Origin of the sequence: Noviherbaspirillum sp. (genome assembly GCF_036846085.1) — a bacterium.
GTDB lineage: Bacteria > Pseudomonadota > Gammaproteobacteria > Burkholderiales > Burkholderiaceae_D > Noviherbaspirillum.
On sequence record NZ_DAIUCO010000142.1, the window covers coordinates 1 to 13,125 of the forward strand.

The following is a 13,125-nucleotide window of genomic DNA, read 5'->3' on the forward strand; positions in this document are numbered from 1 at the left end:
TTCTTCTCCTGACGCACGCGCCGCTCGGCAACGCCTTCATCGAGGCGGCCACGCATGTCTTTCGCGGACGGCCGGAACGACTCGAAGCGATCGATGTGCGCGCGGACCAGGACCCGGCTGAAGTCAATAAGCTGGCAAGCGAAGCAATCCGCCGGCTGGATGTCGGCGCGGGCGTGCTGGTGATCACCGATGTGATGGGCGGTACGCCATCCAACTGCACGCTCCGGCTGTGCGACCCCGGCCATATCGATATCATCGCCGGCATCAGCCTGCCAATGCTTCTGCGCGCGCTGACATACCGCAACGACACGCTGGATGTCGTGGTCGAGATGGCGCTGGCCGGGGGGCAGAGCGGTGCGGTGCGGGTCGATAACAGGGTACGCCTCGGACCGAGCTAACCGGCAAGCATCGGCCGGCCATGCATCCCAGATCAAGCAGTGCACATTCATTCCGCAACCACGAAAAACAAAAATGATCCAAAAGGAAATCGAAATCGTCAATAAGCTCGGACTGCATGCACGCGCATCGGCCAAGCTCACCCAACTGGCGGCGAAATACAAAAGCGAAGTCTGGCTGACCCGCAACAAGCGGCGGGTGAACGCGAAGTCCATCATGGGCGTGATGATGCTGGCGGCAGGCAAGGGCGCGACCGTCCTTCTTGAAGCGGATGGTGCGGACGAGAAGGATTGTGTGGATGCGCTGACCGAGCTGATCAACAACAAGTTTGGCGAGGGCGAATAAGGCACATGGCTTCGTTCACGCTACACGGCATCCCGGTTTCGCGCGGTATCGCGATCGGCCGCGCGCATCTGCTCGCGCCGGCGGCGCTGGACGTCAAGCATTACCTCATTCCCGAAGAACAGGTCGAGGCGGAGGTGCAGCGGCTGCAGATGGCGATTGCCGCCGTGCACAAGGAACTGCAGACCATCTGGAACGAACTGCCGAAGGATTCCCCGGCCGAGCTGGGCGCCTTCATCGATGTGCATGCGCTGATCCTGTCCGACCCGATGATTTCGGAAGTGCCGCTCGATATCATCCGCAGCCGATATTACAACGCCGAATGGGCGCTGGTGACGCAGATCGATGAGCTGTCGGCGCAGTTCGATGAAATCGAGGACACCTACCTGCGCGAGCGCAAGGCGGACATCCAGCAGGTCGGCGAGCGGGTGCTGAAAATTCTTACCGGCAGTCCCAGCGCGCTGCAAATCAGCCCGGGCGACGGATCGGAAGAATCGGCGGGACGCATGATCGTGGTCGCGCATGACATCTCGCCGGCCGACATGCTGCAGTTCAAAGACCGCGCATTCGGCGGTTTCGTCACCGATCTCGGCGGCCAGAATTCCCATACCGCCATCGTCGCCCGCAGCCTCGATATTCCGGCGGCGGTCGGCGTTACCAACGCATCGGCGCTGATCGAGCAGGATGACTGGATCATCATCGACGGCGACGCCGGCGTGGTGATCGTCGATCCGCCGTCCAAGGTGCTGGAGCAATACCGCGAGCGGCAGGCGCGCCTGGTGCGCGACCGCAAAAAACTCAGCAAGCTGCGCAAGACACCGGCCGTCACGCGCGACGGCACGGAAATCACCCTGTGCGCCAACATCGAACTGCCGGACGACTGCCCGGCCGCATTGGAAGCGGGCGCGTCCGGCGTCGGCCTGTTCCGCTCCGAATTCCTGTTCATGGGGCGCGCCGGTTACGTCAGCAAGCTGCCGTCGGAAGACGAACAATTCGAGTCGTACCGCAAGGCGGTCGTCACGATGAAGGGCAGGCCAGTCACCATCCGCACCCTGGACATCGGCGCCGACAAGCCGCTGGACACGGTCGAGCATACCGCCCTGAATCCGGCGCTCGGCCTGCGCGCCATCCGCTTCTGCCTTGCCGAGCCGCAGATGTTCCTGGCACAGCTGCGCGCCATCCTGCGTGCTTCCGCCTTCGGACCGGTCAAGCTGTTGATCCCGATGCTGGCGCACTCCTTTGAAATCGACCAGGCGCTGGTCATGATCGAACAGGCCAAGTCGCAGCTGCGCGAAGCCAACAAGAAGTTCGATCCCCTGGTGCCCGTCGGTGCGATGATCGAGATCCCGGCGGCGGCGCTGACCCTGCCGGTCTTCGTCAAGCGGCTGGATTTCCTGTCGATCGGCACCAATGACCTGATCCAGTACACCCTGGCGATCGACCGCGCCGACCATGAAGTCGCGCATCTCTACGAACCGCTTCATCCGGCGGTGCTCTACCTGCTGTCGACCACCATCGCCGTCGGCGCCAAGGCCGGCATACCGGTCTCGGTGTGCGGGGAAATGGCGGGGGATGCGCGCCTGACGCGGGTATTGCTGGGAATGGGACTGCGTGAATTCTCGATGCATCCGACGCAGTTGCTAACGGTGAAGCAGGAGATACTGAACAGCGACCTGGCGGTCGTCACGCCGCAGGTGAAGCGGATCTTGCGGATGATGGAGCAGAAGACGATTGTCGAGGCGGTGGAGCAGCTGCGGAAGTTGTAGGGTAGTTTTGGCGTCAGTGAAATGCAAATGTGCTTAGTTCTTTGTAAAACGCCTTCCTCTCGTAGAGGGTGTGGCGGGGGTTTCGCGGGTTACTTCCCTGCGCCTGCGGAACGGATTGTGCGTAAGCGCAATCCCTTGGCTGGGATGGGGCGGCCTGCGCAGGGGTGATGAGGTCGCGCAATCGTATGCAGGTATCCAGCCTTCACACCTCCACCCCAGCCCTCCCCCTAAGAGGGGAAGGGGACCCGACGGAGATGTTGCAAGCTCGTGCACGAATACACGGATCTCTCACCCTGCCACAACCCCCACTCTCCGCCGCGCCGCATACCATTTCCACAGCGTCGGCGCCACCAGCAGCACCAGCGCCAGCACGAGCACCGATGCCGAAATCGGCTTGCTGAAGAAAATCGAGGCATCCCCCTGGCTGATCGAGAGCGCGCGCCGCAGTTGCTGCTCCGCCACCGGCCCGAGGATCATGCCGACGATGGTCGGGGCAACCGGAATGTCATAGCGGCGCATCAGGAAGCCGACCAGTCCGATCAGGTACAGCAGCAGCAGGTCGAACCAGGAATTACGCAAGCCGTAGGCGCCCAGCGTGGCGAAGATCAGGATGCCGCCATACAGCAGGGGCCTCGGAATACTCAGCAGCTTGATCCACAGTCCCACCAGCGGCAGGTTCAGCACCAGCAGCAACACGTTGCCGATGTACATGCTGGCGATCAGGCCCCATACCAGCAGCGGCTGGGTTTCGAACAGCAACGGACCCGGCTGCAGGCCGTATTGCTGGAATGCCGCCAGCACGATGGCCGCCGTGGCCGAGGTCGGCAGGCCGAGCGTGAGCAGCATCGTCAGCGTGCCGGTGCTCGCCGCATTGTTCGCCGCTTCCGGTCCGGCCACGCCTTCGATGGCGCCCTTGCCGAATTCCTCCGGATGCTTGCTCAGCTTTTTCTCGATCGCGTACGACAAGAAGGTCGGGATCTCGGCACCGCCGGCCGGCATGGCGCCCAGCGGAAAACCGAGGAAGGTGCCGCGCAGCCAGGGCTTCCACGAGCGCGCCCAGTCCGAAGCGGACATCCAGATCGATCCCTTCACCTGTTCCAGCTTGTCCTGCTCCCGGTTGAGATAGGTGGCGAGATAAAGGGTTTCACCGACGGCGAACAGGCCGACCGCCGCGACCACCACGTCGATGCCGTCGAGCAGTTCCGGGATGCCCATGGTGAAGCGCGCCTGGCCGGTCTGGCCATCGATGCCGATGAGGCCGATCCACAAGCCGAAGAACAGGCTTGCCAGGCCGCGTGCCATCGACGAGCCGAGCAGGGTGGAGACGGTGACGAAGGCCAGCACCATGATGGCGAAGTATTCGGCCGGGCCGAACTGCAGCGCGAGATTGACGACCAGCGGCGCGACCAGCGTGAGCAGCACCACCGAGATGGAACCGGCGACGAAGGAGCCGATGGCGGACGTCGACAATGCAGGCCCTGCGCGGCCGCGCTTGGCCATCATGTTGCCCTCGAGGGCTGTGACGATGGTGGCGGATTCGCCGGGGGTGTTGAGCAGGATGGAGGTAGTGGAGCCGCCGTACATGGCGCCGTAATAGATGCCGGAGAACATGATCAGCGCGCCGGTGGGGTCGAAGCTGGCGGTCGCGGGCAGCAGCAGCGCCACGGTCAGCGCCGGCCCGACGCCTGGCAGCACGCCGACCAAAGTGCCGAGCGTGACACCGATGAAGCCGAGCAGCAGGTTTTGCAGCGTCAGCGCGACCGAAAAACCGGACAGCAGTGCATCAAAGGTTTCCATATTCAATCACCTCCCAGAAGGCCGTTCGGCAATTGCAGGCCGAGGCCGGAAGTGAAAATGAAAAACGCGGCGGTGGACAGTACCGCGCCGACAACGATGTCGCGCAGCAGCTTGCGGCTGCCGAAGGCGCGGGCGATCAGTATGAACAGGAAGGTGGATGCGAGGATGAAGCCGGCCCAGCCGATCGCCGCCATGTGCAGCAACACCGCGCCCGTCAGGATGGCGAATGCAAGCCAGTCGGGCGTGTCGTGCGACTCATCCATCGGTACGTTGCGCCATCCGCCGGAGATGGCTTGCCAGGCAAGGATGCCGCCGAGTATCACCAGCCCGGCGCCGATTCCCATTGGGAACGCGCGGGGACCGATCTGCGAATAGCCGGTGCCGCTGCCGATGGATTGCGCGCCGATCAGCGTGTAGACGCCGAGCGCGATGAATGCAAGGGAAAGCAGCAATTCCCCGGTATTGATCCGTGAACGGGATGCCATGTGTCACCTCTTTATTATTCTTGCGGCAGGTCCATGCCGCGTCTCCGGCGCATTTCGAAACAGCGCGCGACCTGCGTGCCGCTTCCGAATGCGCGAGGGTAATGCGGCGGCATGCGCGGCGCCGGTACCCGGTCCGCTCATGCCATGCGCGATGACGCCTTACTTCTTGACCAATCCAAGCCCGGCGATGATTTTTTCCGTTTCCTTGATTTCTTTATCAAGGTAGTCCTTAAACGCATCGCCTGCCAGGTAGGAATCGGCCCAGCCGTTCTTGGCCAGCGTTTCCTGCCAGCTCTTGCTCTTGGCGGTCTTCTCCACTGCGGCGATCAATTCCTTCTTCTGGGCGTCACTGATGCCGGGTGCGCCGAACACGCCGCGCCAGTTGGCCAGCACGACGTCGACGCCCTGTTCCTTCAGCGTCGGGATATCAATGCCGGGCAGCCGCTTGTCGGAGGTGACGGCCAGCGGACGCATCTTGCCGGTTTTGATCTGGCCTTCGAACTCGTTGTAGCCCGACAAGCCCACGGTGACATGGCCGCCGAGGATGGCGGCCTGCGCCTCGCCGCCGCCGGCGAACGGAATGTAATTGATCTTGCTGACATCGACGCCATTGGCCTGGGCGATCATGCCGACGATGATATGGTCGGTGCCGCCTGCCGAGCCGCCGCCCCAGGACACGCTGCCGGGATCGGCCTTGAACTTGGTCATCAGGTCTTTTACCGACTTGATCGGCGAATTGGCCGGCACCACCAGCACATCGTATTCGCCGGTCAGGCGTGCGATCGGTGTGACCTGCGACAGGCTCACCGGGGATTTGTTGAGGGCGATGCCGCCGACCATCACGCTGCCGCCGACCAGCAGGGCATCACCCTTGCCCTTGGAGGAGTTGACGAACTGCGCCAACCCGATGGTGCCGGCCGCGCCGCCCTTGTTGTCGATCTGCACTTTCTTGACGATCTCGCCGGTTTGCATTGCCTGCCCCAGTGCGCGGCCGGTCTGGTCCCAGCCGCCGCCTGGATTGGCCGGCACCAGGATCTTCAGGCTGTCGATGGCGAGCGCCGGTGCGCTTGCGATCAGGCTGAGGGCGGTCACTGCGGGAAGCAGCCAGCGGCCGAGGGAAGTGCGTTTCGTGTGGTTCATGTCTCTCTCCTGTGAAGTAACTGCCCGGAATCGCTGTGCACCGCGCTGTGCAACGATATACCGCCGAATGGCTCTTCCCCTTCAGGAAAAGAGGGCCGTGCAATGACGGCTTGTCACACAGCAGTAGAGCGGTAGTTAAGAATTCCAGGCGTACGGTTTTGAACGTTTTGCGCGCTCACCTTAACCAACATAGCTTGCAATCGGCTTTCAGTCTTTGCGATTTTCGAATCCGCCCGCCGATTGAGGTGTTTCAATCGCCGGGCTGGTCTTTCAGCAATGTGCGCGGCGCATGGCCGGTGTAGCGATAGGCAAGCTGGCGCGGCATCGGCCCCTTGTTGCGTTCGCCGCGGCTGCTTTGTTCCCAGGCATGCGCGAGGATGCCGACCGCCCGTGACAGGCAGAAAATGCCGCGCGCCAATGGCGCGGCGAAGCCGAGTTCGGCGTAGATCACCGCGGTCGCGCCGTCGATGTTCATCGGTATCGGTTTTCCCTTGCGATGGCGTAACTCCGCCTCGATGCCTCTTGCGATCGCAGCGAACCGCCCGTCGACAGTGCCGTCGGCCGCCGCGGCGTCGACCAGTTCGAGCAGGCGCGGCGCACGAGGGTCCACCGGATGAAAGCGGTGCCCGAAACCGGGAATGAATTTGCCGTGGGCGGCCGAGAAGGCATCGAGCGCCGCGGCGACGGCATCGGCTATCGGCGTGCCTTGCCCAATACGGCTCTCGACGTCGAGAAACAATTCGACCGCCTGCTGGCCGGCGCCGCCGTGGACGTCGTCGAGCGTGTTGAGCGCCGAGGCCATCGCGCCGTTGAGCGGCAGGCCGCAACTCACCGCCATGCGCGCCACCGCGATCGACGGCGCGTGCGGGCCATGGTCGACCGAGGCCACCAGCGCCGCTTCCAGCAAGCGCGCCTGCGCCGGTTGCGGCAATTCGCCGCGCAGCATCATCCACACCATGTCGGCGAAACCGACCCGGCCGATCAGTTCCTCAATCGGGTAGCCGCGGGTGCGGATCACGCCCGGCTCGATGTCGATGATGTCGGTGCGCCAGTACTCCGCCGCGAGTTCGCTATCGGTCATATCACTCCCTGTTCATGCAATGTATGGATGCCGGCATCGTCGTAGCCGAGGCGCCTGAGCCAGCGTTCCGTATCGGCGGACAAGGCCGGCGCAGGTGCGGCCGGACTCAGCGGCCCGTCATCCATCCGGAAGCCCGCGCCAACGACCTGCTGCGGCCCGGTTGGTGCATCGAAGCGGTTGAGGAAGCCGCGTTGCGCGACATGCGGATGCGCAAGGATCTCCGGCACGCTCAGCACCTGTCCGGCCGGAACGCCCGCATCGATCAACATCGCTTCCCACTCGGTGGCGCTGCGTGCCGACAGGGCGGCTTCGATTTCCGCATTGAGCGCGGCACGGTTCGCCTTGCGGCTGTGCCGGTCGGAAAAACGCGGATCGGTTTTCAGGTCGTCGCGGCCGAGCAGTTTGCACAGCGACTGGTACTGCCGATCTTCATTGGCGGCGATATTCAGCAAGCCATTGCCGGTACGGAAGGTGCCGGAAGGCGCGGCGGTGAAATTCTGGTTTCCCATCGGTGCCGGCGGGATGCCGGCGTTCAGGTAATTCGACAGGGGCCAGCCCATGGTCGATAGGGTAGCCTCCAGCATCGACACATCGATCATCCGGCCACGTCCACTGGTACGGGCATCGACCAGGGCCGCGCAGACGGCAAAGGCGGCGGTCATGCCGCCGATGGTGTCGCACACCGGATAGCCGACCCGCAGCGGGGCGCTGTCCTCGCCGCCGGTCACGCTCATGACGCCCGCCATGCCCTGGATGATCTGGTCGTACGCGGGACGTTGCGCAAGCGGGCCGGTCTGGCCGAATCCGGAAATCGCGCAATACACGAGGGCAGGATTGTCGGTCGACAAGGTTGCGTAATCGAGCTCGAGCCGTGTCATCACCCCGGGGCGGAAGTTTTCGATCACCACCTGGGCATCGCCCACCATGCGCCGGAACAATCGCTTGCCTTCCGGATGCTTCAGGTTGATCGTCATCGATTGCTTGCCGGCATTGACGGCGACGAACGATATTCCCATGCCTTGCGCCGCGGCTTGCGGATCGGCGCCGAGTCGGCGGGCAAGGTCGCCGCCGTCCGGCTGCTCGATCTTGATGACTTCGGCGCCGAGCAGGGCCAGCTGGTAAGCGCAGAACGGGCCGGCCAGGACGTTGGACAGGTCGAGCACGCGGATGCCGGAAAGAGGTAGGGTCACGGTTGGTATGCCATTGATGGATTGCCATGCACGGTTGCCAGCATATCAGTCGAATCCGGTCCGTCAAGCCGCAGCGGACTTGCGTGTTTGACTGCATCCGGCGACTTCGTTATTCTTACGGCATTGCGCCGATTTGATAATCAGCTTGCGGGCGCGTAATAAATACGGCTAAAGCGTGCTTGCATGTAAGTTGCATACAAGACCCGAATTTAGCCCGACGAGCTGACCAGCCGTCGGGCTTTTTGTTGGCCGCAGGTTTTTCATCGCCCAATCGGCTTACCGGCACGGCTTACCCGCCTGCCGGCCTTCGTGATTCATTTTATTTGGACCGCTATGTCATCTGTCGGAATCGTTTCACCCCAATCGATGCACTTCCCGGCGCCGCTACCCCTGCAGAGCGGCGCGTCGCTCGCCGATTACACGCTTGTCTACGAAACCTACGGCACCCTGAACGCCGACCGCTCGAACGCGGTGCTGATCTGCCATGCATTGAATGCATCGCATCACGTGGCCGGCATCTACGAGGAAGCGGACGGGCGCAAGAACATCGGCTGGTGGGACAACATGGTTGGCCCCGGCAAGCCGGTCGATACCGACCGGTTCTTCGTCATCGGCGTCAACAACATCGGCTCCTGCTTCGGCTCGACCGGGCCGATGCACATCAATCCCGCGACCGGCAAGCCCTACGGCGCGAACTTTCCCGTCGTGACCGTCGAGGACTGGGTGAAGGCGCAGGCCCGCCTCGCCGACGCGCTCGGCATCCGGCAATTTGCCGCGGTCATGGGCGGATCGCTCGGCGGCATGCAGGCACTGTCCTGGAGCATGCTCTTCCCCGATCGCCTGCGCCACTGCGTGGTGATCGCCTCCACGCCCAAGCTGTCGGCGCAAAACATCGCTTTCAACGATGTCGCCCGGCAGGCGATCCTGACCGATCCCGATTTCCATGGCGGCGACTTTTACGCGCACGGCGTGGTGCCGAAAAACGGCTTGCGGGTCGCGCGCATGGTTGGCCACATCACCTATCTGTCCGATGACAGCATGGCCGAAAAATTCGGCCGCGAGCTGCGCAACGGCGACTATCAATTCGGCTTCGGCATCGATTTCGAGATCGAATCCTACCTGCGCTACCAGGGCGACAAGTTCTCGGAGTACTTCGATGCCAACACCTATCTGCTGATCACCAAGGCGCTCGATTACTTCGATCCGGCCAGGGCGCACGGCGGCGACCTGCACAAGACGCTGGCAGCGACGCAGGCGCAATTCCTGGTCGTTTCCTTCACCACCGACTGGCGCTTCTCCCCCGAGCGCAGCCGCGAAATCGTCGAGGCGCTGGTCAGCAACAAGCGCCGCGTCAGCTATGCCGAGATCGACGCGCCGCACGGGCATGACGCCTTCCTGCTCGAGGATGAGCGCTACATGAACACCGTCCGCGCTTACTACAACCGCATCTGGCTTGAAATCGACCAAAGGAGGGCGGCATGAATTTCCGCGAACTGAGCGTGCTGCGCGCCGATCTCGCCTTCATCGCCCACTGGGTGCGCGATGCATCGCATGTGCTCGATCTCGGCTGCGGCGACGGCGTCATGCTGGAGTATCTGCAAACCGACAAGCAGTGCATCGGTTATGGCGTGGAGATCGATGATGCGAAAATTCCCGTCTGCGTCGCGCGCGGCGTGTCGGTCATCCAGCGTGACCTGGAAAGCGGCATGAGCATCTTCGCCGACAATGCATTCGATACCGTGCTCTGCCTGTCGGCGCTGCAGATGATGAAGAACGTGGAAGGCATTCTTGCCGATATCGCACGTGTCGGACGCGAAGCCATCGTGTCCTTCCCCAATTTCGCCTACTGGCCGCACCGGATTTCCATTTTCCGGGGTCGCATGCCGGTGTCCAAGCATCTGCCGTATGAGTGGTATGACACGCCGAATGTGCGCTACGCAACAATTAGTGATTTTGAGGAACTTGCGAACCGGGTCGGGCTCGAAGTGCTCGAGTGCATCGCCTTGCACAACGGCAAGCCCGTGACCTTCCTGCCAAACTGGCGTGGTAGTCTTGCCGTGTTCCGATTACGTAAAAAGACCCCTGCATGAGCGTTCCCGCCAGTCAGGCCCCGGCAACCGCCGGAGGCCAACCCGACATCCCGAGTTTTCAGACTTCGCCGACCACTTACTTGCCCTCTTCGCAAGTATCCCTGTCCGAAGGATCATCAGTCGTGGATGCCATGAAATGAGTGCTGTATTGAAAGCCAAGGAAAGCGGCGCCAAGGCAGCGCCGCGGATTCGCGATGCCTTCCTGCACCCATCGGCGTGGACCATGTTCTTCTTCGGCTTCGCCTCCGGACTGCCCTTCCTGCTGGTTGCCGGCACCCTGGCGTACTGGCTGCGGGAAAACGGCATCACGCTGAAGGACATCACCATGATCGCCAGCGCCGGCATGGCGTATTCCTTCAAGTTCCTGTGGGCGCCCCTGGTCGACCGGCTCAGGCTTCCCCTGCTGGGGCGGCTGGGGCAGCGCCGCAGCTGGCTGCTGCTGACCCAGTTGCTGGTGATGCTCGGACTGATGGCGATGGCATCGGTCACGCCGACGCAGCTCGGGCTATTCGTCGGCCTGACGCTGCTGGTGGCCATCGCCGGTGCGACGCTGGATATCGTGGTGGATGCCTACCGCATCGAGATCGCCCCGGTCGAAGCACAGGGAGCCCTGGTTGCCACTTATTCGCTCGGCTACCGGATCGCGCTGATCGTTACCGGCGCACTGGCGCTGGTGCTGGCCGACCATGCGGTCTGGCCCAATGTCTACCGGATCATGGCGGCATGCATGCTGATTCCCGTCGTCACCAACTTGATGGCGCGTGAACCGGAAGTGCTGCGCATCCAGGTGCAAAGCTGGTCGCAGGGTCTGCGGGAAGGGGTCGTCGAACCGTTCGCCGACTTTTTCCGCCGCTTCGGCGGACGGGTGGGCCTGCTGATCCTGATGTTTATCCTGCTGTTCAAGATTTCCGACCAGGCGCTGGTAGGCGGCATCATGGGTCCGTTCTACCTTGACCAAGGATTCACCAAGACCGAAATCGCCACGATTTCCAAGGTGTACGGCATCTGGGTGGGCATTGCCGGGGCGTTCCTGGGCGGCGTCGCCGTTGTTCGCTGGGGCGTGGAGCGTGCGCTGCTGATCGGTATCGTGCTGGGAGCGCTCAGCAACCTGCTGTATCTGTGGCTGATCGGCGCCAACGGCAATGTGGGCATGCTGACGCTGGTCATCTCCGCCGAGAACCTGGCGCAGGGTTTGCTTGGTACGACTGCCGTCGCCTATCTGTCCGCGCTGGTGAACCAGCGCTACACCGCGACCCAGTACGCGCTGTTCAGTTCGCTGATCACCTTGCCGGGCAAGGTGCTGGGGTTCTATTCCGGCCGGATTGTCGAGGCGGTCGGCTACGCGCCGTATTTCTGGATTACCACCTTGGCGATCATTCCTGCCGTAGCGCTTTTCTTCTGGCTTTTGCCTAGGGTGAAGCTGGATGGCGAAGCGGCGCAGGCCGAATCGTCCTGAGCGCCGCCGAGACGATCCGGGGTATCGGCGAACGGCCGGCGTACTGCGAACGGCGCAGACTGCTGTCGACAATCAAGATGATTCTGGTTTCGTTGGAGGACAATTAGGCATGAACCGTTTTCTCTCAATGGCCGTCATTGCGGCAACATTTACCTGTGTCCTGCCGGCACAGGCCGCCAAGGAATCCGTCTCTCCGGACGGCGTCAAGGTGGAAAAGATGTCACGGCTGCGTACGCTCGTACCCGAATCCGAACTCAATGCCGCCGCCGGCCAGCAATACGCCGAATTGCTGCAACAGGCAAAGCAGAAAGGCGTTCTGGTGCCGGAATCGCATCCGCAGGTACAGCGCCTGCGCGCCATCGCGGAACGGATCATCCCGGAGGCGAAGCGCTGGAATGAAAGTGCGCCCGGATGGAAATGGGAAGTCAACCTGATCAACACCGAAGACATCAATGCCTTCTGCATGCCCGGCGGCAAGATCGCCTTCTTCAGCGGCATCCTGAATAAGCTGAAGCTGACGGATGACGAAGCCGCCATCGTCATGGGCCATGAGGCTGCCCATGCGTTGCGCGAGCACAGCCGCGAACGCCTTGCGAAATCCGGAATAACGAATGTCGGCGCAAGTGTGCTCGGCTTTGGACTATCGGCGCTGTTCGGCATCGACCCCAATGTAACCAATACCGTTGCCGAAGCAGGCGCGAGTCTCGCCATCCTGAAATTTTCCCGCAGCGACGAAACCGAAGCCGACCTGGTCGGCCTTGATATCGCGGCGCGTGCCGGCTACGATCCGCGCGCCGGTATCACCCTGTGGCGCAAAATGGGCATGGTCAGCAAGAATGGGCCGCCGCAATGGCTCTCGACCCACCCGGCCGGCACGGCGCGCATTGCCCAGATGGAAAAGCACATGGCGCAGGTGATGCCGCTGTATGCGAAGGCGAAAGGCGTGCCGCTCAAGTCGCTGCCGCCCTATGAAAGCAATGTGAAAGGCATTCCGCCGGTGAAATAAGTACCGGCGTTGCGTTCCGGATCTACTTCGCGACCGCCAGCAGGGACGACGCGCCGTCGTAATCGATGATCAGCGGTGCATGGTCGGAGAACCGCTCGTCCTTGTAGATGGACACCGCATTCGCCTTCGCCGCAAGCTCCGGCGTGGTGATGTGGTAATCGATGCGCCAACCCACATTCTTCGCCCAGGCCTGTCCGCGGTTGCTCCACCAGGTGTATTGCTCCGGCCGCGCATCGACCTGGCGGAAGGTATCGACGAACCCAACCTCATCGAAAATGCGTGTCAGCCAGGCCCGCTCTTCCGGCAGGAAGCCGGAATTCTTTTTGTTGCCCTTCCAGTTCTTCAGGTCGATTTCCTTGTGCGCGATGTTCCAGTC

At 62.6% G+C, this 13,125-nt stretch carries 13 protein-coding genes; 7 read left to right on the forward strand and 6 right to left on the reverse strand.

The window, feature by feature from the left end:
• From V7080_RS16155 to ptsP, 3 genes are all read left to right on the forward strand, one after another.
• The coding region (locus V7080_RS16155) for a PTS sugar transporter subunit IIA (protein ID WP_334189420.1) at positions 1–398 on the forward strand (398 nt) is incomplete at its 5' end.
• A gap of 73 nt (positions 399–471) precedes the next feature.
• Positions 472–741 carry an HPr family phosphocarrier protein gene (locus V7080_RS16160; protein WP_334189421.1) on the forward strand — a complete coding sequence of 90 codons (270 nt, stop codon included), beginning with the start codon at positions 472–474 and terminating at the stop codon, positions 739–741.
• A 5-nt stretch (positions 742–746) separates the two neighbouring features.
• Positions 747–2,504, forward strand: a complete 1,758-nt coding sequence (gene ptsP / locus V7080_RS16165) for a phosphoenolpyruvate--protein phosphotransferase (RefSeq protein WP_334189422.1) — start codon at positions 747–749, stop codon at positions 2,502–2,504.
• Between the two features lie 288 nt (positions 2,505–2,792).
• Here the strand turns inward: ptsP and V7080_RS16170 are convergent, their stop codons facing one another.
• The 5 genes from V7080_RS16170 to V7080_RS16190 all read right to left on the reverse strand — a co-directional run bounded on the left by V7080_RS16170 (position 2,793) and on the right by V7080_RS16190 (position 8,197).
• Positions 2,793–4,301 (reverse strand): tripartite tricarboxylate transporter permease, encoded by a 1,509-nt coding sequence (locus tag V7080_RS16170; protein WP_334189423.1) that lies wholly within the window; start codon positions 4,299–4,301, stop codon positions 2,793–2,795.
• Between the two features lie 2 nt (positions 4,302–4,303).
• Positions 4,304–4,786 (reverse strand): tripartite tricarboxylate transporter TctB family protein, encoded by a 483-nt coding sequence (locus V7080_RS16175; protein ID WP_334189424.1) that lies wholly within the window; start codon positions 4,784–4,786, stop codon positions 4,304–4,306.
• Positions 4,787–4,945: 159 nt separating this feature from the next.
• Positions 4,946–5,926: a Bug family tripartite tricarboxylate transporter substrate binding protein gene (locus tag V7080_RS16180; RefSeq protein ID WP_334189425.1), complete on the reverse strand. Its 981-nt coding sequence runs from the start codon at positions 5,924–5,926 to the stop codon at positions 4,946–4,948.
• Between the two features lie 250 nt (positions 5,927–6,176).
• Complete coding sequence (locus V7080_RS16185) at positions 6,177–7,007, reverse strand: citryl-CoA lyase (protein WP_334189426.1); 831 nt, start codon at positions 7,005–7,007, stop codon at positions 6,177–6,179.
• Positions 7,004–8,197, reverse strand: coding sequence for a CaiB/BaiF CoA transferase family protein (locus V7080_RS16190; RefSeq protein WP_334189427.1), 1,194 nt, complete (start codon positions 8,195–8,197; stop codon positions 7,004–7,006). The genes V7080_RS16185 and V7080_RS16190 overlap by 4 nt, the downstream gene beginning before the upstream one ends.
• 333 nt (positions 8,198–8,530) lie before the next feature.
• On the opposite strand from V7080_RS16190, the gene metX reads away from it, so the two are divergent.
• The 4 genes from metX (at position 8,531) to V7080_RS16210 (ending at position 12,749) form a co-directional block, all read left to right on the forward strand.
• A complete protein-coding gene (metX, locus tag V7080_RS16195) occupies positions 8,531–9,679 on the forward strand; it encodes a homoserine O-succinyltransferase MetX (protein ID WP_334189428.1) in 1,149 nt (382 codons plus the stop codon).
• A complete protein-coding gene (metW, locus tag V7080_RS16200; RefSeq protein WP_334189429.1) occupies positions 9,676–10,287 on the forward strand; it encodes a methionine biosynthesis protein MetW in 612 nt (203 codons plus the stop codon). The genes metX and metW overlap by 4 nt, the downstream gene beginning before the upstream one ends.
• A 136-nt stretch (positions 10,288–10,423) precedes the next feature.
• Positions 10,424–11,743 carry an AmpG family muropeptide MFS transporter gene (locus V7080_RS16205; RefSeq protein ID WP_334189430.1) on the forward strand — a complete coding sequence of 440 codons (1,320 nt, stop codon included), beginning with the start codon at positions 10,424–10,426 and terminating at the stop codon, positions 11,741–11,743.
• A gap of 109 nt (positions 11,744–11,852) precedes the next feature.
• Positions 11,853–12,749 carry a M48 family metallopeptidase gene (locus V7080_RS16210; protein WP_334189431.1) on the forward strand — a complete coding sequence of 299 codons (897 nt, stop codon included), beginning with the start codon at positions 11,853–11,855 and terminating at the stop codon, positions 12,747–12,749.
• A gap of 22 nt (positions 12,750–12,771) precedes the next feature.
• On the opposite strand, the gene V7080_RS16215 is transcribed toward V7080_RS16210, so the two are convergent.
• The coding region (locus tag V7080_RS16215; RefSeq protein ID WP_334189432.1) for an exodeoxyribonuclease III at positions 12,772–13,125 on the reverse strand (354 nt) is incomplete at its 5' end.